This window comes from Sphingobium sp. SA2 (assembly GCF_032227065.1).
Lineage (GTDB): Bacteria > Pseudomonadota > Alphaproteobacteria > Sphingomonadales > Sphingomonadaceae > Sphingobium.
This window is the reverse complement of record NZ_JAPMXX010000006.1, coordinates 1,875,490-1,899,991: the sequence shown is the minus strand read 5'-3', so window position 1 is coordinate 1,899,991 and position 24,502 is coordinate 1,875,490. Positions and strand designations below refer to the sequence as shown.

The following is a 24,502-nucleotide window of genomic DNA, read 5'->3' as shown; positions in this document are numbered from 1 at the left end:
GGATAAATCAGACATTAAAAGCGATTGTCACGGGGAAATCCGGTCGGCGGCATCCGTCCGGCCGCGCCCCGCGCGACCTTCCAGGGGGTCATGTCCGATTCGGTGCGCGTCCGACCGCTGTCGCCGCCCATCGTCCAACTCAACCCGTCGGCCAGGCGGAAGGCGATCGCATCGGACAGCCCGCCATCGCGATAGCGCTGTAGCTGTACGCCCTGCCCCCGCGCCATCTTCGGCATCTCGTCCAGCGCGAAGACCAGCAATTTGCGGTTCTCCCCTATGATCGCTACGCTGTCCGCTTGCGGAGCGATGGGGTGGACGATGGCCAGTTTTGCGCCTGCGCGAATGTTCACGACCTGCTTGCCCTTGCGCGTTTCGGCAATGATATCGCTGGCCGCCGCGATGAAGCCCCGCCCATCGGACGAGGCGAGCAATAATTCCTTGCTGGTCCGGGCGGGCATGAAGGCGACGATTGTCCCTTCATTGTCCATATCGACCAGCGACCGCACCGGATCGCCAAAGCCGCGGCCACCCGGCAGTTTGTCGGACCCCAGCGTGTAAATGCGGCCGGTGCTGGTCGCCAGCAGCAGTTTGTCGGTCGTATAGGCGTGGAACGCATAATGCGGGCCATCGCCTTCCTTGAACTTGAGCGTATCAGCCGCCGCCAGATCGCGATGGCCGCTCATCGCGCGTATCCAGCCGCGCTCCGACAGGATCACCGTGATCGGCTCGCGCTCGATCATTGCTTCGAGCGGGATTTCGCGGGCCGGGGCGGCTTCTTCGACCAGCGTGCGGCGGCGGCCCAGATCGGTCTCTGGCCCATAGCGTTTGCGCAATGCCGCCAGGTCGCGCTTCAGGCGCTTGCGCTGCAGGCCGGTGTCGCCGACCAGCTTCTCCAACTCGTCCTTTTCCTTGACCAACTCGGCATGTTCGCGCCGCAATTCCATCTCCTCCAGCTTGCGCAGGCTGCGCAGCCGCATGTTGAGGATGGCTTCGGCCTGCCGGTCATTGAGCGCGAACTCGGCGATCATCACGGGCTTGGGCTCATCCTCGGTACGGATGATGGCGATCACCCGATCGAGGTTGAGATAGGCGATGATATAGCCGTCGAGCAGGTCGAGCCGGGCGGCGATCTTTTCCAGTCGATGCTGGGCGCGCCGGACCAGCACCTCGATCTGATGCTTGAGCCATTCGACCAGCACGGATTTTAGCCCCATGACGCGCGGCGTATGCGTGGCGTCCAGCACGTTGAGGTTGAGCGAAAAGCGGTTTTCCAGGTCGGTCAGGCGGAACAGGCTGTCCATCAACATCTGCGGATCGACCGTGCGGGCGCGCGGTTCGATGACGATGCGGATTTCCGTGTCGCTCTCGTCGCGCACATCGGCCAGGATCGGCAGTTTGCGGTCGTTGATCAGCGCAGCGATCTGCTCGATCAACTTGGACTTTTGCACTTGATAGGGGATCTGGTCGATCACCAGTTGCCAAGTGCCGTTGGACAACTTCTCCGGCACGACCTCCCATTTGCCATCGACCAAGCGACCGACGAACCGTGCCCGCGTGCGGAACGAACCGCGGCCGGTGGCATAGGATTCCGCGATGCTCGCTGCGCTTTCCACAACGACTCCGCCGGTCGGGAAGTCCGGCCCCTTCACCACCTGCATCAGCCTGGCATGATCGGTATCGGGATTATCGATCAGCAGATTGGCGGCGTCGATCAGTTCGGCGACATTGTGCGGCGGGATGCTGGTGGCCATGCCGACCGCAATGCCGCTGGCCCCGTTGGCGAGCAGATTGGGGAACAGGCCGGGAAAAACCTCCGGCTCTTCATCCTCGCCATTATAGGTAGCGCGATAGTCGACCGTGCCTTCGTCCAGCCCCGCCATCAGATCGGCGGCCGCCTGGGTCAGGCGCGCTTCGGTATAGCGCATGGCGGCGGCATTATCGCCGTCGATATTGCCGAAATTGCCCTGCCCATCGACCAAGGGCGTGCGCAGCGAAAAATCCTGCGCCAGCCGCACCATGGCGTCATAGACCGATGTGTCGCCATGGGGGTGATATTTGCCGATGACGTCGCCGACGACACGGGCGCATTTCTTGTAACTGGTCGTATTGCGTGCCGGATTGGCGACCAGCACATCGGGCGATGCGCCGCCCGGCTCCATCTTGAGCAGCCGCATGGCCCAGAGCAGCCGACGATGGACCGGCTTCAACCCATCGCGCAGGTCGGGCAAGGATCGCGCGGTGATGGTGGACAGCGCATAGACGAGATAGCGTTGCGACAGCGCCGCGTCGAACGGATGGTCCTTGATGCTGTCGAAGGGATCGCGAAAATCGGTCATTGCGGCGGGAATAGCAGGGCTGCGCCGCTTGGCAAACGGGGATTGCCGATTGCTTTACCAAGGGCGTCTCGCAAAATGTTGCATGACCTCATTCCAACGCTCCGGTAGCGGAATAACGCGCTCCCTACTGAAGGCTGGCAACTCTTTAGTCGCTTCCGGCATGATGTCCGGCTCGCCATCAGACAAATGTGATGGCACCTGACCCAAGCCTGGCCGCTTGTAGGGGCGACTATGAGCTTTACCATATGATACGAAATGGTCCGTCGGATCGACACCAGCATTAAGCACATCCTGATTGAGGAGCAAATAAATGGCGGGATCGAAATCCGGGGGGATGAGATCGCCGTACCCCGATTGCGGAATTTCCGAAGACAGCATTTGTTGCAATCGAACCAAATGATTGCGCGCACCGTCATCGGATTGAATGACCGCGGCGATATGTTCCATCACATCTAGTCCAATTGCAATCGGCCCGTTGCGCTCCTTGGGAATAGTGGCCGCACGTGGCATATCGAAATCCGGCAAGGATTTTCTCAATCGCATCAATACCGGCCCGCAGCACTTTTCTATCAACGATATAGCGTCTGGATCGATCACCATTTCGGTTGCTGCATCAGGGGATTGCTCGATCAGATAGTCCGAAATTCGCTGGCTAACGCCGGGATTTCCATTGATACTGTTAATTCGGCGAAGAATTTCAAGCTCATCGGCGGTCATCGACCGATTGACGGTTTGTACCGAGGCCGCTCTCGTCTGGTAAAGAACGGGATCAAGGCCCATTGCCTTTGCCATGTCGAACAGCAAAGCGTCGCGACTATAAGGAATGAGTGTTACCGGATCAAATATATCCAGCACTGTCGTATAGGCTCGTTCGTAGAAACCAATGGCTCGCTCCAGAAATGGAATGAATGAGTCGGCCTCACCCAATCGTTTGACGCATTGCCCCCATGCCGACCACAGCCATCCATAAGGTTCACGAGCGACGAGAATTACATCCATCTCAAATAATGGGGCAATCCGTTCCTTTAACAGGTGAAGCCTGTTTTCGCTGACCGATGAAAATAGTTCGTTGGACAGGATCAGCGTTCTGCAACTATTTCGGGCCAAGTCGTCACGATAAAGCGCCAGTATCTGGTCCAATTCTGGCCGCAAATCAGTATTTAACAAATTTGAGGGTCTCAGCAAAATTTGAATAAGTTCACTGGCATTGCCTGAAAATTTCCCCGGAATCGATGGTTCTGGATAATGATATCCATCATGTTGCAGAAGATATCTGCTATCCTTCAGCCACTTTTGAATGGCGCTCGTCCCTGTTTTTCCGGGACCTGCATGCATCACCAGCTTGGGCCGAACGGCATCATCCTCGATATTTGTCGTTCTGCCAGTTTTATCGACAATCATGAGGCTCCAACGTCATCTCATTCCTACCTGAATCAAGATGATTTCAGACTTTGCTTCACGTTACAATTGTTATTGGCTTTTGCGTGAGCAGGAGGCTTCCCTTAGGGTCTGCGGAAACCCTGCAATCTGCACAAAACAAGGGTTGCGGTTTCGCGCACAGACGCCATTTTGCTCCCGTGCTGATCACCGACCTCCCCGCCACCCGCCTTACTCTCTGGCGCCGCGCTCTTCCTCGATTTCGACGGGACGCTGACCCCGATTGCGGACACGCCCGATGGGGTCGTGCTGGGCGATGACCTCCTGCCGATGCTGCACCGATTGCGGGCGCGGCTGGACGGGCGGCTGGCGATCGTCAGCGGTCGGTCGATCGCGACGCTACGGGATCTGGGCTTTGGCGATTTCCTGCTGGCGGGCACGCATGGCCTGGAATTTGCGCGTCCTGGCGAAGCGGCCGACGCCCCGCCGCGCCTCGCGGCAATCGACGCGGTAGAAGAGTCATTTCAGGTCTTTGCGCAGGATAAGGTCGGCGTGCTGGTGGAGCGCAAATCGATCAGCGTCGGGTTGCATTTTCGCGGCGCGCCCGATTGGCAGCAGGCGGCGGGCGACCTGGCCGATGCCTTGGCGACACAACATGGCTTGTCCGTCCAGCGGGGCAAGATGCTGTTCGAACTGCGACCTGGTGGGGCCGACAAAGGGAGCGCCGTCACACAATTGATGCGCGAAGCACCAATGAAAGGTGGTAGACCCGTCTTCATCGGCGATGATGTGACCGACGAGGAAGGCTTTGCCGCTGCCGTCGATCATGGTGGTTCGGGCATCCTGGTCGGGCCGCCGCGACACACATTAGCGACCTTCTCTCTGGAACAGGTTGCCGATGTCAGGCATTATCTCGCCGAGGGGGCCGCCCGGTCAGACTGATCGGGGTGCGCCTGTGCGACCAGACAGCAAGGGGGCAGAACGATCCTAAATTCCAGCGAGACTTTCATGGCCGGAGCGGCGCGTTCGCTCGATCTCTGGCCAATCGGCAATTGTCAGGCGTCTGCCCTGATCGACCGGAAGGGCCGGATGGTCTGGGGCTGCGTCCCCCGCGTCGATGGCGACCCGGTCTTTTCCGCGCTGCTGGACGACAAGGATTGGGACGATCCGCAAGCGCGCGGCTTTTGGGCGATCGAACTGGAAGATTGCGTCTCGGTCGAGCAATCCTATCTGCGAAACACCCCCATACTCGTCACCCGCCAGGCCGACGCGCAGGGCAATGCGATCGAGATTTTCGATTTCTGCCCGCGCCACAAGCATAAGGGGCGAATGTATCGCCCGGTGGCGTTCATCAGGATTGTTCGTCCGGTAGCCGGAAGCCCCCGCATTCGCGTGCGCCTGCGCCCGACCACTAACTGGAATAACGAGCCGGTGCCGATCAATTACGGCTCCAACCATATCCGCATGGTGCTGTCCTATATGGCGATGCGGGTATCGACCAACGCCCCCATCGGCCTGATCGCGCAGGAAAGCTGGTTCCGGCTGGAACAGGACATGCATTTCTTCATGGGGCCGGATGAGGGATTTTCCGACGCCCTGCGTCCAGCGATCGAACGGATGCTGGAAGATACGATTGAGGAATGGCGGCTATGGGTCCGTGGCCTCGCTATTCCGCCCGAATGGCAGGAAGCCGTCATTCGCTCGGCCATTACGCTCAAGCTATGCCAACATGAGGAAACCGGCGCGATCGTCGCTGCGCTCACGACATCGATCCCCGAACATGCCGATAGCGGCCGGAACTGGGACTATCGCTATTGCTGGGTGCGCGACGCCTATTACACCGTCGAGGCGCTGAACCGCCTGGGCGCGCTCGACGTGCTGGAAAGCTATCTCGTCTATCTGCGCAATATCGTCGATGATGCGAAAGGTGGGCATATTCAGCCGCTCTACGATGTGCGCGGCAATGCGACCCTGACCGAATGGGAGGCACAAAGCCTGCCGGGCTATCGCGGCATGGGGCCGGTGCGGGTCGGCAATGCCGCCTATGAACAGGTCCAGCATGACGCCTATGGCCAGATCGTGCTGTCCTCGGTGCAGGGCTTCATCGACCAGCGTCTGCTCCGTATGGCAGGCCACGCCGATTTCGAGGCGCTGGAAGCCGTGGGTGAACGGGCCTGGGCGGTCTATGACAAGCCAGACGCGGGTTTGTGGGAATTGCGCACGCGCGCCCATGTCCACAGCTATAGTGCGGTCATGTGCTGGGCGGCCTGCGATCGGTTGGCGCACGCCGCCACGGCGCTCGACTTGCCGGTCCGCGCCGGTCTCTGGCAGAATCGGGCCGAGACGATGAAGGCCCATATTCTCGACGCCGCCTGGCGCAGCGACAGCAACGCCATCTCCGCCAATTTCGAGGACGATTCGCGCGACGCCTCGCTGTTGCAATTGCTGGACCTGCGTTTCCTGACGGCGGACGATCCGATGTTTCAGGGGACGCTCGCGGCGCTGGAGGCGGACCTGCGCCGGGGCAATGATATGCTGCGATACAGCGCACCCGATGATTTCGGTGAGCCGGTCACGGCCTTCAATGTCTGCACCTTCTGGTTGATCGAAGCGCTGCATCGCAGTGGACGACAGGAGGAAGCCCGCACCCTGTTCGAGGAGATGTTGACCCGGCGCACCGCCGCCGGGCTGCTGTCGGAGGATATCGACCCTGTAACCGGGGAATTATGGGGCAACTATCCCCAGACCTACTCGTTGGTCGGCATCATCAACTGCGCCGTCCTGCTGAGCAAACCGTGGAGCATGATGCGATGAGCCGCCTGATAGTCATTTCCAACCGCGTGTCGCGCCCGTCCAAGGCCGGCAATCAGGGTGGCCTCGCGGTCGCGCTCGCTGAAGCCTTGCGCGAGAGCCGGGGCACCTGGATCGGCTGGTCGGGGGAAGTGACCGATCATTTCACGGGGCATATCGGCTTTGCCGAGGATGACGGGGTCAAGACCGCGACGATCGACCTGGAAGAACAGGATATCGACGAATATTATAACGGCTATGCGAACAAGACGCTGTGGCCGCTCTTTCATTTCCGCATCGACCTAGCCGAATATGCCCGCGATTTCGAGGGCGGCTATAACCGCGTCAATCAGCGCTTTGCCGATACCGCGGCCCCGCTGATCGAACCCGAAGACATCATCTGGGTTCATGATTATCACATGATCCCGCTGGGCCAGATGTTGCGTGATCGCGGTCATCGCAACCGGATGGGCTTCTTTCTCCACATTCCCTGGCCGCCGACGCGCCTGCTGGTCTCGCTGCCGCATCATAGCAAGCTGGTGTCCAGCCTGTTCGCTTATGATGTGGTGGGTTTCCATACCGAGGAATGGCTCGAATCCTTCCGCCATTATGTCGAAAAGGAAATGGGCGGCCGGGTCGAGGGTGATTTCGTCACCGTGGGCGATCGCACCATCCAGGCGGTGGCCTGCCCGATCGGGATCAATGCCAAGGAATTTGCCGAAGCCGCCGTCAGCAAAGCCGCACGCGACATGGGCGATCGCCTGCGCGCGTCGCTGCAGGATCGCGCCATGATCGTCGGTGTCGATCGGCTGGACTATAGCAAGGGGCTGGAAGAGCGTTTCAACGGCTATGCCCGCTTCCTCAAGGACCATCCCGAACATCATCGCAAGGTGCTGCTGACCCAGGTCGCACCGCCTTCGCGCGGCGACGTGGAGAGTTACCAGCAGATTCGCGCCACCCTCGATTCGCTCGCCGGGCGGCTCAATGGCGAATATAGCGATGTGGACTGGACGCCGATCCGCTACGTCAATCAAGGCTATCCGCGCGACAAGCTGGCGGGCATCTATCGCGCTGCGAAGATCGGGCTGGTGACGCCGCTGCGCGATGGCATGAACCTGGTCGCCAAGGAATATGTCGCGGCGCAAGACCCGGAAGATCCCGGCGTACTGATCCTCTCGCGCTTTGCGGGGGCGGCGTTGCAGCTCAAGGACGCACTGCTCATCAACCCTTACAGCCCGGAAGAAATGTCCGACGCGATCAACCGCGCGCTTGCCATGCCGCTCGACGAGCGCGAGCGGCGCTGGCGCGCGATGATGGACAGCGTGGAACAGCAGGATATCAGCTGGTGGCGGCAATCCTTTACCGAACGGCTGATGGCGGTCGATCGGGACACGGCGCGGGTTGAGCCGGAGCCGGCGGAAGGCTAATCCCGGTGCATGACCCAGGATGACGATGAACCCAACAGCTTTGTGGCCGCTTTGCAGGCCAGATCGGGTGTCGTCATCGCGACGGTCGGCATGATCGCATGGTTTGGTTTGTTATGGGCGATGTTCGGCGACGTGCTGTAGCGCAGGGGCGCACAATTGCACGCTCGCGCGCTTTGCTCTATGGGCGAGGCCCAAGCAGCCCCGGCACCCGCTGATCCTTATCGATTCGCGATTGTCGGGGCGCAGTATTTTTGACCAGACAGGAACGCGCATGGCCCGTCGCCGCCAGATCTACGAAGGCAAGGCAAAGATCCTTTACGAAGGCCCTGAGCCTGGCACGATCATCCAATATTTCAAGGATGACGCCACCGCCTTCAATGCCCAGAAGAAGGGCACGATTTCCGGCAAGGGCGTGCTGAACAACCGGATTTCCGAGCATATCTTCACCCTGCTCGGCCAGATCGGCGTGCCGACCCATTTCATCCGCCGCCTCAACATGCGTGAGCAGTTGGTGCGCCAGGTCGAAATCGTGCCGATCGAAGTCGTGGTGCGCAATGTCGCCGCCGGATCGCTCAGCAAGAAGCTGGGGATCGAAGAAGGCACGCAATTGCCGCGCACCCTGATCGAATATTGCTACAAGGATGATGCGCTGGGCGACCCGCTGATTTCCGAAGAGCATATCGCCTGCTTTGGCTGGGCGACGCAGGAAGAGATGCACGACATTGCCGACATGGCGATCCGCATCAACGATTTCATGTGCGGGCTGTTCGCGGGCATCGGCATCCGCCTGGTGGACTTCAAGCTGGAGTTCGGTCGCTTGTATGACGGCGATTATAGCCGCGTCATCCTGGCCGACGAGATCAGCCCCGATGGCTGCCGCCTGTGGGACATGGTGACCAACGAGAAGCTGGACAAGGATCGCTTCCGTCGCGACCTGGGCGGCGAAGTCGAAGCCTATCAGGAAGTCGCGCGTCGATTGGGCCTGCTGCCCGAAGGACTGGACACCACCGTCCTCGACCTCGACACCCATCGCAAGAAGCGGGAGAAGGAAGAGGGCTGACCCTTCTTCCGCCGTTCGCTACGAGCATAGTCGAGAAGCGGGAAGCGTTATTCGGACGTTTCTCGACTTCGCTCGAAACGAACGGATGGATGGTCAGGCCGTCAGGGCGTCAGCCACCAGCTTGATGCCCAGCAACACCATCAATCCATAAATCAGCGTGTAAAAGCGCGCCGGATCCACCCGCCGCACCAGCGCCACCCCGGCCAGCGTCGAGACGACCGCGACCGGCACCAGCATGGCGGTCGCCATAAGGTTCGCGCGGGTAAACTGCCCCAGCGCGGCATAGGTGGGCATCTTCATCCAGTTCATCGCGGCAAAGGCCAAAGCCGTCGTCCCGACCAGCATATCGCGCGGCAGCCGCTTGGGCAGCACCCACATCTGGAACGGCGGCGACCCGGCATGGGCGATCTGGCTGGTGAAGCCGCTGGCGATGCCGAACAGGACGCCGACCCATCCGGGGGAATTGGAGGGCAGCACCACGGCATTGCCCCGTTCCACCCACAAGCGCTGCAAACCGAACAGTATCGATATCGCGCCCAGCACGCCGAGGACGGCGGTTTCCGACACGCGGGTCGCAAAAAACCAGCCAAGCAGGATGCCGATCGCCGCCCCCGGCAACATGACCTTGAGGATAGCCCCGTCCCAGCTGCGCCGATACACCCAGACGCTCACCGCATCCTGCAGGATCAATATGGGCAGGAGGATCGCCGCACCGCGCACCGGATCGACGCCAAGCGCCATCACCGGCATGGCAAGCGCACCCACCCCGGCAAAGCCGCCCTTGGCAAGGCCCGCGAGGATGACCGCGATGATGGCAAAGACATAATAGGATATTTCGGGGTTCATGCCCGTCGCTTAGGCAAAATGCCGCCTCTTGCAAAATGACTTTTGCCGCTGTCGCCACGCTATCCGCCGGGATAATGGCTTGCCTCCCCGCTGTACCGGGACTAGGGGACCGCAAAGTCGATCCCAAGGAGTTCGCCCTTCATGAAAGCCCGTATCTTCGTCACCCTCAAGGGCGGTGTGCTCGATCCGCAGGGCCGTGCGATCCATCATGCGCTTGAAGGCCTGGGGTTCGACGGCGTCAATGACGTGCGTGCGGGCAAGCTGATCGAACTCGACCTGGCCGACGGCACCAGCGAAGAGGATATCGACGCCATGTGCCGCAAGCTGCTGGCCAATACGGTGATCGAAAACTACCGCATCGAAAAGGTCGCCTGAGCCATGAAGAGCGCGGTCATCGTCTTTCCCGGCAGCAATTGCGACCGCGACCTGGCGGTGGCGTTCGAGGCGGCTACGGGTGCCAAGCCAGTCATGGTGTGGCATCGTGACACGGAATTGCCCGACGATATCGACCTGATCGGCGTGCCCGGCGGCTTTTCCTATGGCGACTATCTGCGCTCCGGGGCGATGGCGGCGCGCTCGCCGGTCATGCAGGCAGTGGCACAGGTAGCCGATCGCGGCGCATTCGTGCTGGGCATTTGCAATGGGTTCCAGGTGCTGACCGAAAGCGGGCTGCTGCCCGGTGCGCTGCTGCGCAATGCCGGTGGGCATTTCGTGTGCCGCGACGTCGCGTTGACGGTGGAGAATGCGCAGAGCGCCTTCACCAGCCGCTATGCGGCGGGCGAGCGCATTGCCTATCCCGTCGCCCATCATGACGGCAATTATTTCGCCGATGACGCGACGCTCGACCGGCTGGAAGGCGAAGGTCGGGTTGCGCTGCGTTATGCGGAAAGCGTGAACGGTTCCGCGCGGAACATCGCGGGCATATTGAACGACAAGGGCAATGTTCTGGGCATGATGCCCCACCCCGAACGGGTGATCGAACCAGCCCATGGCGCGACCGACGGCAAGCGCCTGTTCGAGGGGCTGGTCGAAGGGTTGATGGCGCGGGCCTGACCCGCTCATTACGCTGCGACGTAAAGAAAAAGCGCCTCCCATCGGGACGGCGCTTTTTTATTGAGCAGTAAGGGCCTTCGACAAGCTCAGGCCGAACGGATGTGGGAGAATGCTACCCGCCCCGGTGATAATCATATTCCATCATGCGACCTTGCTGCTTGGTCAGGATTGCACCGATCAGCGTGCCGCCAGCCTGGCGCAGTCGCTCAACGGCGGCGCGCAGGCCGCCATGATGGTTGCGGCCCCATTCGACCACGAGCAAGCTCGCCTGCACCCGCGCGGCGAGCAGAGGCGTGTCGCCCAGCCCCAGGATCGGGGGTGCGTCTATTAGCACCGTATCATAGGCATCGCGGACCGAATCCAACAGGGCGTCCAGCGCCGGGGTCGCCAGCAACTCGGCTGGATTGGGCGGCACCGCACCGCAAGGCAACAGGAACACGCCCGGCACGCCGCTGTCGATGATCGACTCCTGCGCACTTGCCTGCCCGGTCAGCACTTCGCTGATGCCGCGTGCGGGCGTAACGCGGAACAGGCTGTGCTGGACCGGGCGGCGCATGTCGCCGTCGATCACCAGCACGCGCTTGCCCATCCGCCCCAAAGCCAGTGCCAGCGCATGGAGCGTCAGCGACTTGCCCTCCCCTTCCTGCGCGCTGGTGACCAGGATCGATCGTGGCAAACCAGCCGCCGATGCCAACAGCAGCGACGAGGCGATCGGCGCGAAAATCTCCGGCGGCTGCGGATTGTCGCCTGTTACGGGCACTGAACCCAGCAAAGGCAGCCCGACCCGCTCGGCCAGCGTATCCGCTGACGTTACCGCGTCATCGAATATGTGACGCGCTGCCACCAACAGCAGTCCAAGAAGAATGCCGCCGATCGCCGCGAGCAACAAGGTCACGCCGATGCGCGGCGAAAAGGGCTTGGTCGGAATGGCGGCGCGATCGAGTGGCTGAATGCGCCCTGCCTGAAACCCCGCCTGCGATGCCATGTCGCGATAGCGCTGGAGCAAACTGTCATGCAGCATCCGATAGGTATCGACCGAGCGTTCATAGATGCCCAGTTGCACGTCGCGCCCTTGCGCCGCCTGTCCCTGCCGCTCCAGATCCGCGATTTCGGCGGTGATCTGGGTTTCGCCATGGACGGCGACATCATAGCGTTCCTTGAGCGAGGCACGGATGCGGTTGGCCATTTCCTGTGCCTGATCGTCCAGCGCGGCGAGGCGTGCGCGGGCTTCGCGCATTTCGGGATGGGCGTCCTTGCGGAACTGCCGTTCTTCGACCAGGGCCGCGCGCGCCTGTGCCCGCTCCGCCATCAAGGTCTGCATCGCACCATTATTCAACACTTCGGGCAGCGTCTCGACGCTGGCGCGCCTTGCGCCCTCCCATGTCTTTTGCGCGGCGATCCGGTCCGCCAGCGCCTGCGCGCGAAAAGCATTGAGCTGCGCCAGCCGGGTGGTGATGCTATCTTCGGACGGCGGTGCATCCTTGCCCGGCTCCATCCCCAATCGGGCAGCATAGACCGCCAGTTCCCGTTCCGCCCGCGACAGATCGCGGCGTGCGCCATCCAGTTCGCCCAGCAGGAAACGTCGAGCCTGCACACCGGATTCGAACCCGCGCTTGAGATCAGCCCGGATCAGATTGTCGGCATAGCTGTTGGCGACCCGCGCCGACAGCACCGGGTCGGCGCTGACGAAGCTGATGCGCAACACGCGCGACTTGCCGGGTAGTTCGACTTCCAGATTGTCGCGCAGCAACGCCACCACCTGCTCCTGCTCGACCTGGCGCTGGCTCAGGCTCCCGGTGCCGCCGGTCGGACGTCTGTGCCCCATGCCCTTCAAAAAGGTCGGCGTGCCGACCAGCGCCAGATCCTGGGCCACCGCCTCCGCCAGCGCACGACTGCGCAGCACTTCGAGTTCGGTCTGCATCATCGCGTCGATATTGTCGGTCGCCGCGCGCGGCGTGGTGCCTGCGCCTGCAGCCCCGGCCGGCACATCCTCGACCTCGACCGAGGCCGTCGCGCGATAATCCGGCGTCGACATCAGGATGGCCAGCACCGCTGCCAGCAGGCACAGCGCCATCGTTACGAACAATATGACCCGATGGCGGCGTAGCACGAGCCATCCCCGCCGGGCCGCAGCCGTCATCCGCGCGGCGCGGCCATGGCCCGGCGTCGCGTCCAGATCGCGATCGGTCAAGATCGGTGTCATCATCGCCCCCCATCCAGTGCAATGAAGCCCGTTGCCAGAGCGGGCAGCGCGATCAGGCCGCCGCCAATGATCGCCTTGGCCCGCGACAGGCCGATGATGATGCTATCGCCCGGCAGAATTTCAGGATCGGGCGCTTCGCCCTTGCGGATGGCACCGAGGTCGAACATCGCGGCCTGCCGCTCGCCTTCGATCTGCCGGATCACGACGATTTGCGAAAGGCTGGCGAGCCGGGTCGGCCCTTTGCCCAGCGCCACCGCTTGGCTCAGCGTCAATCGTCCTTCGAGTGGATAAAGGCCCGGTTCGCGGACTTCGCCGTCAAGCGTGACGCGACGGCCCACCGCCTTCTTCACGAACAAGGTGACCTGCGGCGACACCAGATAGCGTTCGCCCAACCGTCCGGCGATCGCGTCGGCCGCGTCCCCGGCGGACAGCCCTGCCACAGGGACATCGCCGATCAGCGGCATGCGGACCATGCCGCTCGCACTGACCTGCGCATCTTCCAGCGACAAACCGGGCTCATGATAGACCTGGATGCGCAGCACATCGTCGGGCGCGATGCGATAATCGATACCGACTTCGGGCGGTGCCGTGACAATGGCATAGGCCGCATCTCCGCGCGGCGCATCCTCCACGGTCGCGCAGCCCCCGACCAGCCCGCAGGCCGCCAGTGTCGCGATCGCATTTTTGATGCTGTTCGTGCGCGTCATAGGCGCTGCCACCCCGTCATGCCCCAATTGAAACCGGGGGTTAACGACGCGACAGGGACATGGCAACCAAAGGCGGGACGGACCGAGGATGGCTCCCGGCGCTTAGAGCGCCATGCGTCCCGGCGCAGGCTCCGCGATCCGGCGCGGTTGATCCGACCAGATACCGCGCGTGTCATAGACCGCCTTGTCGGCGCGCTCGTCGACGGGAACCGATTTGAACATGTCATGATCGACAAGAATGACGAAGACGCCGCATTGTTCCAGAGCCGTATCGAGATCCATCAATTCCGCGCCGGTCCCGGCAAATTCCATCGGCAATGCCTGGGCATAGGGTTCGACCAGCTTGATGCGACGACCATAGCGACGCGCGAGCCGGGCCGCGACCTTCACCGCCGGGCTTTCGCGGAAATCATCGATATTCGCCTTGAAGGCCAAGCCCAAGCAGGCGACATCTTCATGCGCGAAGGCGTCGATCATGTCGGATGCCTTCGCGACCACATAGTCGGTCTTGCCGTCATTCACTTCGCGCGCGGTGCGGATGATGCGCGCATTTTCCGGGTCGCTATGGACGATGAACCAGGGGTCAACCGCGATGCAATGGCCACCGACGCCGGGACCAGGCGAGAGGATATTGACGCGCGGATGGCGGTTGGCGAGACGGATCACCTCCCACACGTCAATGTCCATATTCTCGGCGATGACCGACAATTCGTTGGCGAAGGCGATATTCACGTCACGGAAGCTGTTTTCGACGAGCTTGACCATTTCGGCCGCACGCGCGGTCGTGGTGATGCAGGCGCCGCGCACGAACTGGCGATAAAAGCCCAGCGCCTTGCGCGCGCAGCGTGGGGTTATGCCGCCGATGCAGCGATCATTGTCGATCAGTTCGACGAGGATGCGGCCGGGCAAGACTCGTTCCGGGCAATAGGCAATGGCGATGTCGCCCTGCACGCCCCGGCCCGGCATTTTGAGGTCCGGTCGCATGTCGCCGATCACGTCGCGCATCGCCTCGGTCGTGCCGACGGGGGATGTCGATTCCAGAATGACCGTGTCGCCCGCCTTCAACACCGGCGCGATGGTGCGGGCCGCTTGCAGGACATAGCTGATGTCGGGCGCATGGTCTTCCGACACGGGCGTCGGCACCGCGATGATGAAGACATCGCTTTCCTCGACGGTCAGCGACGCGCGCAGATTGCCGCGCGCCACGACGCCCTGCACCAGCCCGTCGAGATCGACTTCCTCGATATGCACCCGGCCCGAATTGACCGTCTCCACCACATGGGCGGACACATCAACGCCCACCACCTGGCAGCCCCCGCGCGCAATCAGTGCAGCGGTCGGCAAGCCAATATAGCCAAGGCCAATGACGGAAACCTTCTGCTTGGTGTCGACGGGCATGAAGCGGCAGTCCTTTTACGGCGATGATCTGGCCGACCTTCTGCCCGGAAAGGCTGAATATTTCGGTAACGGTGTGGCCTATTCCCCTGCGATGACGCGCGCAATCCGCTCCGCCGCCTTGCCGTCGCCAAAAGGATTATGCGCGCGTGCCATCGCGTCATAGGCTTGGCGGTCGTCCAGCAGCGCCAGCACCTCGCAGACGATCCGGTCGCGATCTGCGCCTACGAGCTTTGCCGTGCCCGCATCCACCCCTTCAGGTCGCTCGGTCGTCTCCCGCATCACCAGCACCGGCTTGCCCAATGACGGGGCTTCCTCCTGCACGCCGCCGCTGTCGGTCAGCACGAGATGGCACATATCGAGCAATCGCACGAAATGCGGATAGTCGAGCGGCTCGATCATCGCGACATTGGGCAGGTCGCCCAACACCGCATCCATGACCGGCCGGACATGGGGGTTGGGATGGACCGGGAAGATGACCGCGACATCGGGCCGCGCTGCAATGTCCGCGATCGACCGGGCGATCGCTTCCATGCCGCCGCCGAAATTCTCGCGCCTGTGGCTGGTGACGGCGATGATCCGCTTGTACGCGAAACGCGCGGCCAAGGCATCCAGCCCTTGTGCCAGCGACGGGTCCGCCAGCACGCGCTCGCGCGTCGCCAGCAAAGCGTCGATCACGGTATTGCCGGTTACATGAATGCTGGCCGCCGAGCGGCTTTCGGCCAGTAGCGCATCGGCCGCCGCCTGCGTCGGCGCGAAATTCATGTCGGCGATGCAGGCGACCACGCGGCGATTCACCTCTTCGGGCCAGGGGTGATGAATGTCGCCGCTGCGCAGGCCTGCCTCGACATGGGCCACCGGAATCTTGCGATAATAGGCCGCGAGGCTGGCCACCATGGTCGTCAGCGTATCGCCATGCACGACGACTCGGTCGGGCTTTTCGGCGTCGAAGGCCTTGCCGAGTTCGACGATCAGCTTGGCGGTCAACCCGTCGAGCGTCTGGTTCGGCACCATCACGTCGAGATCGATATCGGGCACGATCCCTGCAATCGCCAGCACCTGGTCCAGCAACCCGCGGTGCTGCGCGGTCACGATGACCCGCGTCTCGACCCCGGATCGCGCGCGCAGGGCGTGGACGACCGGGAACATCTTGATCGCTTCCGGGCGAGTCCCGAATACCATGGCGACTTTCATCATTCATCCCTTGCCCGATTGCCGACCGGCCTGCCTTGGCAGATAAAAGTGTATAGGGGCTAAACGCTATGCTTGTGTCGTTGCTGCAATGCGGCGAATTGTAATATAGAAAGACTATGTTAAACCGCCATTGCACCTGTCTAATTCTATACGGAGCCTGACTATCTCATGAAAATCACGATGATCGGCACGGGGTATGTGGGCCTTGTGTCAGGGGCCTGTTTTGCGGATTTCGGCCATGATGTGGTCTGCGTCGACAAGGATGCGGGCAAGATCGCGGCGATCGAAGCGGGGCGGATGCCGATTTTCGAGCCGGGCCTCGACAAGCTGGTCGGCGACAATGCCGCATCGGGCCGCCTGACCTTCACCACCGATCTCGCCGCAGGGGTCAAGGGCGCGGACGCAATCTTCATTGCTGTCGGCACGCCTTCGCGTCGCGGGGATGGCCATGCCGACCTCTCCTATGTCTATGCTGCAGCGCGGGAAATCGTCGCTGCGCTCGATGGCCCGGCAGTCATCGTCACCAAGTCCACCGTGCCCGTCGGCACCGGCGACGAGGTCGAACGAATCGCGCGGGAATTGAAGCCTGACCTTGATATCCAGGTCGTGTCCAACCCCGAATTCCTGCGCGAAGGCGCGGCGATCGGCGATTTCAAGCGGCCCGACCGCGTCGTCGTCGGCACCACCGGCTCGGAACGCGCGATCGCGGTGATGAGCCAGGTCTATCGCCCGCTCAATCTCAATCAGGCACCGCTGATGTTCACCGGGCGGCGTACCGCCGAGCTGATCAAATATGCCGCCAACGCTTTCCTGGCGACCAAGATCACCTTCATCAACGAGATGGCGGACCTGTGCGAAGCAGTCGGCGCGGACGTTCAGGACGTGTCGCGCGGGATCGGCCTCGACAACCGTATCGGTTCCAAATTCCTGCATGCAGGGCCGGGCTATGGCGGCTCCTGCTTCCCCAAAGACACGCTGGCGCTGGTCAAGACCGGCCAGGATCATGACACGCCGATCCGCATCGTCGAGACGGTGGTGCAGGTCAACGACCTGCGCAAGCGCGCCATGGGCCGCAAGATCGTCAAGGCGCTGGGGGGCGATGCGCGCGGCAAGAAAGTCGCGCTGCTGGGCCTGACCTTCAAGCCCAATACCGACGACATGCGCGATGCGCCAAGCCTCGCCATCGTCCAGGCGCTGGAGGATGCGGGCGCGAAGATCGTCGCCTATGATCCCGAAGGCATGGACGTCGCCGCACCGATGATGCCCAGCGTCACCATGGCCAAGGACGCCTATGAAGCCGCCGAAGGGGCCGATGTGCTGGTGCTGGTCACCGAATGGGACATTTTCCGCGCACTCGACATGAAGCGCCTTGCCAGCGCGATGAACGGCAATGCGCTCGTCGACTTGCGCAACATCTATCCGCTCGCCGAAGTCACCGAGGCTGGCTTTACGCTCGCGCGCGTCGGTGGCGGCGCGCCCCAGTGATCAGACCGCTATGATCTGGCCATGGCATGAAGGGCGCGGCGATGACCGTGCCCTTCCCCGCTGGCATCATTGGATATTGGCAGCGTTGCTGATCGGGGTTGCGATGCGCGTTATCCCAATCTTTGCGGCCTTCATCTGACCAGTCAGGCCTTGATCTTCCAGCCACGGCGCAACAGCGCATAGCATAGCCCGCCGAAGATCAGGTTCAGCGTCAGCAGCACGATGCTGCCGACGACGATATTGGTGTCGGCCGCCGCGACGAAGCCATAGCGGAAGCCCGATATGATGTAGAAGAAGGGATTGGCGTGGCTGATCGCCTGGAAAAAGGGCGGCAAGCGGTCGATCGAATAGAAGGTGCCCGACAGCAAGGCGAGCGGCCCGATCACGAAATTGGTGATCGCCGCGCCATGATCGAACTTCTCCGCCCAGATCGACGTCAGCACGCCGAGAAAGGCGACGAAGCTGGTGCCGAGCAGCCCGAACCAGACCACCGCCCATAGATGCGCCGGGGTCACATGCACGCCCGGCCAGAGCGCCATCGCTCCCCACAAGGCGCAACCCACGAACACCGCGCGCGTCACGGACGACCCCGCCAGCGCGAACAGCAATTCGCCGACGGAAATCGGCGGCATCAGATAATCGACCAGCGTCCCCTGCACCTTGCCTACCATCAGCGCGAAACTGGCATTGGCGAAACAGGCGTTGATCATGCCCATGACGATCAGGCCCGGCGCAATGAAGTCGGCAAAGGGCACCGCTTCGCCGCGCAAGCCGACTGTCCGGCCGCTCCCGCCCAGCGCGACGATGAAAATCACCAGGAACATCAGCGTCGTGATCGCCGGTGCCCATACCGTCTGGAGTTGCACCTTCAAGAAGCGATGCACCTCTTTACGATACAGCGCCCACGTTCCCGCCCAGTTGATGTTGCGGATCACGGGTACGCCAGGTTCGGCGAAGGGGGCGGCAACCGGGGTTGCGGGGACAATTTTGGACTGGTCGTTCATGGTGGGATCGACTATCGGCTGGTGCGTTGTGCTGCAAGCGCGCCGTTCAAGGATTTGAACCTCACGCGCTCGTTCCCATATAGGGAAGCATATTGGAATTTGTGAGGAGTTTTTCATTGTCCTGGACCGACGAGCGTATCGACCAGCTCAAGGGGATGTGGGAGCGCGGCCTGACCGCCAGCCAGATCGCCGAAGAATTGGGCGGCGTCAGCCGCAATGCGGTGATTGGCAAGGCCCATCGCCTGGGCCTGCAATCGCGCCCGTCGCCCGTGAAGGCCAATGACGCGCCTAAAAAGGCTGCAGCAGCGCGTAAGCCCGTGGCAGCCGCCGAACCCGAAGCGCCCGCGCAGCGCGCAGCGCCTGCGCCGGTAGCCCCTGCAACGCCAGCACCGGCGCGCGCCGCCGCACCGACGCCGCCGCCAGTGGCCGCTGCACCTGCGGCCGATCCGGTGGTGTCCGACGCGCCGCCTCCCCCGCCGCAGCCACGCATCGTTTCCGTCGGTCCGGGCGGCTTCCTGCGTCAGGGTCCGGGCGATCAGCAGGCGCCGATCCCGCCAGCACCGCCGCGTCGCCTGGTTCCGGCCAAGCCCAGCGCAGAGATTGCCGACAAGACGTCGCTGCTCGACCTGACCGAGCGGATCTGCAAATGGCCGATGGGGCATCCGGGCGAACCCGACTTCCACTTCTGCGGGGTCGCGGTCAATCCGGGTTTCCCTTATTGCGTGGAACATTGCGGTCGCGCCTATCAGGCACAGTTGCCGCGTGGCACGCGTCGTCCTCCCCCGCCGCTACCGTTCGGCGGCCCCCGCGTCCGCTAAGCCATAGAAAAAAGGCCGCCCCGAAAGGCGGCCTTTTCATTGTCCGATAGAAAAGGGCGGAGGCGAAAACCCCCGCCCTTTTTGTCTATCAGAAGCGGAAGCTGGTCGTGACCATCACGCTCTGCGTGTCGAACTTGTCGCCACGGTTCATGCTCGCGCCGCCCGAAGGGGTGATGCGGAACGGATTGGTCGCAGGCGCGCTGCCTGCACCGACATCGACGCGATAGTCATCGACATTGTAGCGAGTCCACAGATAGCGGGCACCGATCGAGAAATTGTCCGAAACCTTGGCTTCGATACCGCCGCCCATGGTGTAGCCCCAGGCGTCTTCCTTGCGATCGACTTCAGTGAAGCTGTTGGCACCATTGCTGGTGGCGAAGCTGTTCTTCACCTTGGCATAAGCCAGACCGCCAGTGATATAGGGCATGATGCCGCCGGGCGTGGTGTAGCCCAGGCGCGCGCGCAGGTTACCATTCCAGTCGATCCGGCGCGTCATTTCATAGAAGGCCGGGGTCGTGGAATATTCGGTCACGCTGTCGCTGATATAGGCCTTACCGGCTTCGGCGACGACACCGGCGACGATGCTGCCGAACTGACGGTCGTAACCGACATGACCCATCCAGCCGATGGCGTCCTTGTCATCGTTACAACCCGCACCCGGCGTTGCGCCACGGGCGGAACCGCCACATGTGCCGGGCGAAAAGGCATTGGCACCAGCGCCAGTGCGGATGACGTCGTCATATTCGCCGTCAGCATCGGCATCGAAACGGATATGTTCTTCGCCGTCATTCTTCTGCCAGTTATAGCCGAACGAACCGCCGATATAGGGACCGGTCCAATCGACGGCACCGGTGCTGTCCTGCGCCATCACAGGGGTTGCCAGCACAAATGCCAGCGTGGCACCGAGCGGTGCAAAATGGCTCAACTTCATGTAAAATTCTCCTCGCCTGGGGGCGTCAAAAACCCTCTTGCACGGCGCTAACGGTTTGAATGCGGGCTTTGTTTCACGCTTAATCGTAACTTTTCGTTGCTGTGCCGCATAAGACACAGTGCTTGCGCGCCACGCCTGCCCGCCTATAGCTATTGTCATGTCCGACGATCTGTTCGCTGCCGCACCATCGACCACGCCTGATTATGATGCTTCCGCCATCGAGGTGCTGGAAGGGCTGGAGCCGGTGCGTCGCCGTCCCGGCATGTATATCGGTGGCACCGATGAGCGCGCGTTGCACCATCTCGCGTCCGAGGTGCTGGACAACAGCATGGACGAGGCGGTGGCGGGGCATGCCACCCGGATCGAAATCACGCTGGAACCGGGCAACCGGTTGACCATCATCGATAATGGGCGCGGCATTCCGGTCGATCCGCACCCGAAATTTCCCGGCAAGTCGGCGCTGGAAGTGATCATGACCACGCTCCATTCGGGCGGCAAGTTCACCGACAAGGCCTATGCCACGTCTGGTGGCCTGCATGGCGTGGGCATCAGCGTGGTCAACGCGCTGTCGAGCAGCACCGTGGTCGAGGTCGCGCGGAACAAAGAACTGTTCCGCCAAAGCTTCTCTCAGGGGCTGCCGGTCACTGCGCTGGAAAAGGTCGGCGGAGCGCCTAATCGGCGCGGCACGTCAGTCAGCTTCACGCCTGACACAGAAATTTTCGGCGAACAGAAGTTCAAGCCTGCGCGCCTGCATCGACTGGCGCGGTCAAAGGCCTATTTGTTCGCGGGCGTCGAAATCCGCTGGAAATGCGCGCCGGAGTTGGTCAGCGACGACACCCCGACGGAAGCTGTCTTTCAGTTTCCCGGCGGACTTGCCGATCATCTGAAGGAACAGGTCGGCGACCGCGAATGCGCGACAAGCGTCTTTTTCGCGGGCAATCAGGATTTTCCCGACGGCGCGGGGCGTGTCGAATGGGCCGTGGCCTGGCCGCTCTGGTCGGACGGCAGCTATAGCTGGTATTGCAACACCATCCCGACGCCCGATGGCGGCACGCATGAGGCCGGGATGCGCGCTGCGCTGGTCAAGGGCATCCGCGCCTTTGCCGACCTGGTGGGCCAGAAGAAGGCGAAGGACATCACCGCCGACGACATCATGACGTCGTCGGAAATCATGCTGTCGGTCTTCATCCGCGAGCCGCAATTTCAGAGCCAGACCAAGGATCGGCTGACATCACCCGAAGCCGCGCGCCTGGTGGAAAATGCCGTGCGCGATCATTTCGACCATTATCTGACCGACCATATGGACCGGGGCAAGGCGCTGCTCGCCTATGTGCTCGATCGCATGGACGAGCGTTTGAAGCGCAAGCAGGAGAAGGAGGTCAAGCGCAAGACCGCGACCAACAGCCGCAAGCTGCGCCTGCCCGGCAAGCTGACGGACTGTTCCAACGACGACCCGGAAGGCGCCGAGATTTTTCTGGTCGAAGGCGATTCGGCCGGTGGCTCGGCCAAGCAGGCACGCGACCGCAAGACGCAGGCGATCCTGCCCCTGCGCGGCAAGATATTGAACGTCGCATCGGCCAATAATGCGAAAATCCTGGCCAATCAGGAAATCGCTGACATGATCCTGGCCTTGGGCTGCGGCACGCGCAAGGACTGCAACCCCGATCATCTGCGCTATGAGCGTATCGTCATCATGACCGACGCCGATGTCGATGGCGCGCATATCGCGACACTGTTGATGACCTTCTTCTTTCAGGAAATGCCCGAACTGGTGCGGCGCGGCCATCTCTATCTCGCCCAGCCGCCGCTCTATCGCCTCGTCGCGGGCGGCAAGAGCGCCTATGCCAAGGATGATGCCCATCGCGCCGCGCTGATGCAGACCAAGGAGTTCAAGGGCAAGAAGGTCGATGTCAGCCGCTTCAAGGGGTTGGGCGAAATGAACCCGATGCAGCTGCGCGAGACCACGATGGACCCCAAGACGCGGATGCTGATCCGCATCACCCTGCCCGCCGATGTCGAGGAGCGTGCGGGGGTGCGTGACCTGGTCGACCGCCTGATGGGGACGAACCCGGCGCATCGCTTCGCGTTCATTCAGGAGAATGCGGCCGCGGTGGATGAAGAAGCGATCGATGCTTGAACCGGCGTTGATAAGTGCCTGACGAAGCGCCCTGGGCTCCTGCTTTCGCAGGAGCACGACAGGTTTTGAGCTTGGTTTTTCTATTTTTGTTGAGCATCGCCCTCCCTGCGCAGGCGGCCCCCAATCCCACTTATCAAGCCCGCGCCGAACAACTGCTTCGTCTTCTCACATCGCCCGGTGACGAGGCCGATTATTTCTCCTCCCTCTTCCTCGATGCTGTTCCTGTGGACCGCTGGCACGCCGTTGCTGCCGATCTGCGCGCGCAGCATGGCAAGCCGCTCGCACTGGGGGCCGTGCGGCAGGACAGCGCCACTGCCGGGCAGGTCGAAATCCGTTACGAACGCGCTACAGTCGGGTTCACCCTGGTCGTCGCGCCACAGCCGCCGAGCCGCGTGGTGGGGCTGCGCATCGTCGGGGCGCGAACGGCCAATGACAGCATGGCCAAGGTCATGGCGGAGATCGCCGCCCTCCCCGGCGCGACCAGTTTCGCGGTAGCGACGTTGGGCGAGGGTCCGCCCCAGCTGCGAGCGGCGCATCGCGCCGATGCCGCGATGGCCATCGGTTCGAGCTTCAAGCTGACCATCCTGGCTGAACTTACGCGCGCCGTAGACGCGGGCGAACGGCGATGGAGCGACGTCATCCCGCTCGGCCCGAAGAGTTTTTCTGGTCGCCTGCTGCACTGGCCAGACCGCGCGCCGATGACGCTGCACAGCCTCGCCACGGCGATGATCGCCGAAAGCGACAATAGCGCGACCGATACGCTGTTGCTGGCGCTGGGCCGCGACAAGGTGGACGCGATGCTTGCAACGACGGGGCACGCGAACCCGGATCGGGCGCTGCCCCTCCTCACCACCGCCGAAGCCTTTGCGCTCAAAATGCCCGCCAATGCCGATCTGCGAGGGCGCTATGCCATGGCAGCGCCCGACGCACGCGGGGCGCTGCTACGCGATGCGGCGTCACGCCTGACCGCCGACAAGGTGGATGTGGGCAGCGTGGCCGAAGTCCCCACGGCGATCGACAGCATCGAATGGTTCGCATCGCCAAAGGACATGATCGGCCTGCTCGACTGGCTGCGTCTGCATGGCGGCGAGGCGCTGCCGGTTCTGGCCGTCAATCCAGGCATCCCGCCCGCCGACGCGAAACGCTGGCGCTATCTGGGCTATAAGGGCGGCAGCGAACCCGGCGTCATGGCGATGAGCTTTCTTGCGCAAAGGCAGGACGGCACCTGGTATGCCGTCAGCAGCAGCTGGAACGATGCGTCTGCCCGGCTGGACGAGCCAAAGCTGGTGGCGCTGATGACGAGGGCGCTTAACGTGCTGGCGGAATGAGGTTTGTCTGGTTGGCGGGAATGGTATCGGCCGCTTCCGCTAGCCAGCCTCGTGCCGCTTCCATGGTCAGGAACACCCGCACTCTGGGGTGGACCAGGGTTCGCTCCGCCTGCGCTTTGTTCAATTGGCTGCCCACAACCACCGCCGTTCGTCCGCTGGTAAGGGTCATGCCCCCGCGCATGATGCCCGCCAGCAGATCGGCGACGTCGTTCGCCTGCACCGGGAAGTCGAAGGATAGGACGAGGACGTTGAAATCGTCCCGGATCGCCTTCGCCTGATGCGCCTTCGACCCGACCTCTTTGGCGAAAGCCATTACGTTTTCAGGCTTCCAGAAGCCTTCGACCTTCATCGTCAGGCAGTTGGTCCGGGCGTCATAATCTACATCAAACATCAGGTTCTCGATTGAAGCAA

Annotated in this window: 21 protein-coding genes; 11 read left to right on the top strand and 10 right to left on the bottom strand. The window is 62.3% G+C overall.

The genetic code is table 11. The features are described from left to right. Positions 1 to 14: 14 nt before the first annotated feature. Entirely contained in the window at positions 15 to 2,336 is a 2,322-nt protein-coding gene (gene parC / locus OVY48_RS16990) for a DNA topoisomerase IV subunit A (RefSeq protein ID WP_313923704.1), read from the bottom strand. 54 nt (positions 2,337 to 2,390) lie between these two features. Then, on the bottom strand, positions 2,391 to 3,737 hold the full coding sequence (locus tag OVY48_RS16985) for a hypothetical protein (RefSeq protein ID WP_313923703.1): 1,347 nt from the start codon (positions 3,735 to 3,737) through the stop codon (positions 2,391 to 2,393). Positions 3,738 to 3,986: 249 nt separating this feature from the next. On the opposite strand from OVY48_RS16985, the gene otsB reads away from it, so the two are divergent. The 5 genes from otsB (at position 3,987) to purC (ending at position 8,990) form a co-directional block, all read left to right on the top strand. Further along, entirely contained in the window at positions 3,987 to 4,655 is a 669-nt protein-coding gene (otsB, locus tag OVY48_RS16980) for a trehalose-phosphatase (RefSeq protein WP_313924824.1), read from the top strand. 66 nt (positions 4,656 to 4,721) lie between these two features. Beyond that, the gene (locus OVY48_RS16975) at positions 4,722 to 6,527 is read left to right on the top strand and encodes a glycoside hydrolase family 15 protein (RefSeq protein ID WP_313923702.1); all 1,806 of its coding nucleotides are present in this window, start codon (positions 4,722 to 4,724) and stop codon (positions 6,525 to 6,527) included. Beyond that, on the top strand, positions 6,524 to 7,930 hold the full coding sequence (gene otsA / locus OVY48_RS16970; protein WP_313923701.1) for an alpha,alpha-trehalose-phosphate synthase (UDP-forming): 1,407 nt from the start codon (positions 6,524 to 6,526) through the stop codon (positions 7,928 to 7,930). The genes OVY48_RS16975 and otsA overlap by 4 nt, the downstream gene beginning before the upstream one ends. 9 nt (positions 7,931 to 7,939) lie before the next feature. Beyond that, complete coding sequence (locus OVY48_RS16965) at positions 7,940 to 8,071, top strand: hypothetical protein (RefSeq protein ID WP_313923700.1); 132 nt, start codon at positions 7,940 to 7,942, stop codon at positions 8,069 to 8,071. A gap of 130 nt (positions 8,072 to 8,201) precedes the next feature. Then, positions 8,202 to 8,990 carry a phosphoribosylaminoimidazolesuccinocarboxamide synthase gene (gene purC / locus OVY48_RS16960; protein ID WP_037477075.1) on the top strand — a complete coding sequence of 263 codons (789 nt, stop codon included), beginning with the start codon at positions 8,202 to 8,204 and terminating at the stop codon, positions 8,988 to 8,990. A 93-nt stretch (positions 8,991 to 9,083) separates the two neighbouring features. Here purC and OVY48_RS16955 read toward each other — a convergent pair whose 3' ends face one another. Further along, the gene (locus OVY48_RS16955; protein ID WP_313923699.1) at positions 9,084 to 9,836 is read right to left on the bottom strand and encodes a sulfite exporter TauE/SafE family protein; all 753 of its coding nucleotides are present in this window, start codon (positions 9,834 to 9,836) and stop codon (positions 9,084 to 9,086) included. Positions 9,837 to 9,977: 141 nt separating this feature from the next. Between OVY48_RS16955 and purS the strand changes: the two genes are divergently transcribed. Both purS and purQ read left to right on the top strand, forming a co-directional pair. Next, positions 9,978 to 10,211: a phosphoribosylformylglycinamidine synthase subunit PurS gene (gene purS / locus OVY48_RS16950; RefSeq protein WP_313923698.1), complete on the top strand. Its 234-nt coding sequence runs from the start codon at positions 9,978 to 9,980 to the stop codon at positions 10,209 to 10,211. Positions 10,212 to 10,214: 3 nt separating this feature from the next. Further along, on the top strand, positions 10,215 to 10,889 hold the full coding sequence (gene purQ, locus OVY48_RS16945; RefSeq protein ID WP_313923697.1) for a phosphoribosylformylglycinamidine synthase subunit PurQ: 675 nt from the start codon (positions 10,215 to 10,217) through the stop codon (positions 10,887 to 10,889). A gap of 112 nt (positions 10,890 to 11,001) precedes the next feature. Here purQ and OVY48_RS16940 read toward each other — a convergent pair whose 3' ends face one another. The 4 genes from OVY48_RS16940 to wecB all read right to left on the bottom strand — a co-directional run bounded on the left by OVY48_RS16940 (position 11,002) and on the right by wecB (position 16,388). Further along, a complete protein-coding gene (locus OVY48_RS16940) occupies positions 11,002 to 13,092 on the bottom strand; it encodes a GumC family protein (RefSeq protein WP_409593706.1) in 2,091 nt (696 codons plus the stop codon). Beyond that, complete coding sequence (locus tag OVY48_RS16935) at positions 13,092 to 13,799, bottom strand: polysaccharide biosynthesis/export family protein (RefSeq protein WP_313923696.1); 708 nt, start codon at positions 13,797 to 13,799, stop codon at positions 13,092 to 13,094. Before OVY48_RS16935 ends, OVY48_RS16940 begins: the two co-directional genes overlap by 1 nt. 102 nt (positions 13,800 to 13,901) lie before the next feature. Continuing rightward, positions 13,902 to 15,197: a UDP-N-acetyl-D-mannosamine dehydrogenase gene (wecC, locus tag OVY48_RS16930; RefSeq protein ID WP_313923695.1), complete on the bottom strand. Its 1,296-nt coding sequence runs from the start codon at positions 15,195 to 15,197 to the stop codon at positions 13,902 to 13,904. Between the two features lie 78 nt (positions 15,198 to 15,275). Next, positions 15,276 to 16,388 carry a non-hydrolyzing UDP-N-acetylglucosamine 2-epimerase gene (wecB, locus tag OVY48_RS16925; RefSeq protein ID WP_313924822.1) on the bottom strand — a complete coding sequence of 371 codons (1,113 nt, stop codon included), beginning with the start codon at positions 16,386 to 16,388 and terminating at the stop codon, positions 15,276 to 15,278. A 168-nt stretch (positions 16,389 to 16,556) separates the two neighbouring features. Here wecB and OVY48_RS16920 point away from each other — a divergent pair, with 168 nt between their 5' ends. After that, positions 16,557 to 17,873, top strand: coding sequence for a UDP-glucose/GDP-mannose dehydrogenase family protein (locus tag OVY48_RS16920; RefSeq protein WP_313923694.1), 1,317 nt, complete (start codon positions 16,557 to 16,559; stop codon positions 17,871 to 17,873). A 143-nt stretch (positions 17,874 to 18,016) separates the two neighbouring features. On the opposite strand, the gene OVY48_RS16915 is transcribed toward OVY48_RS16920, so the two are convergent. After that, entirely contained in the window at positions 18,017 to 18,877 is an 861-nt protein-coding gene (locus OVY48_RS16915) for an ABC transporter permease (RefSeq protein WP_313923693.1), read from the bottom strand. Between the two features lie 116 nt (positions 18,878 to 18,993). Here OVY48_RS16915 and OVY48_RS16910 point away from each other — a divergent pair, with 116 nt between their 5' ends. Continuing rightward, a complete protein-coding gene (locus OVY48_RS16910) occupies positions 18,994 to 19,695 on the top strand; it encodes a GcrA family cell cycle regulator (protein ID WP_313923692.1) in 702 nt (233 codons plus the stop codon). A gap of 88 nt (positions 19,696 to 19,783) precedes the next feature. Here the strand turns inward: OVY48_RS16910 and OVY48_RS16905 are convergent, their stop codons facing one another. Next, complete coding sequence (locus tag OVY48_RS16905) at positions 19,784 to 20,626, bottom strand: outer membrane protein (protein ID WP_069066332.1); 843 nt, start codon at positions 20,624 to 20,626, stop codon at positions 19,784 to 19,786. 157 nt (positions 20,627 to 20,783) lie between these two features. Here OVY48_RS16905 and parE point away from each other — a divergent pair, with 157 nt between their 5' ends. Next, positions 20,784 to 22,763: a DNA topoisomerase IV subunit B gene (parE, locus tag OVY48_RS16900; RefSeq protein WP_313923691.1), complete on the top strand. Its 1,980-nt coding sequence runs from the start codon at positions 20,784 to 20,786 to the stop codon at positions 22,761 to 22,763. A 71-nt stretch (positions 22,764 to 22,834) separates the two neighbouring features. Continuing rightward, on the top strand, positions 22,835 to 24,091 hold the full coding sequence (locus tag OVY48_RS16895) for a serine hydrolase (protein WP_313923690.1): 1,257 nt from the start codon (positions 22,835 to 22,837) through the stop codon (positions 24,089 to 24,091). On the opposite strand, the gene OVY48_RS16890 is transcribed toward OVY48_RS16895, so the two are convergent. Continuing rightward, a complete protein-coding gene (locus OVY48_RS16890; protein WP_313923689.1) occupies positions 24,072 to 24,482 on the bottom strand; it encodes a hypothetical protein in 411 nt (136 codons plus the stop codon). The two genes, OVY48_RS16895 and OVY48_RS16890, sit on opposite strands and share 20 nt — an antisense overlap. Positions 24,483 to 24,502: the final 20 nt, after the last annotated feature.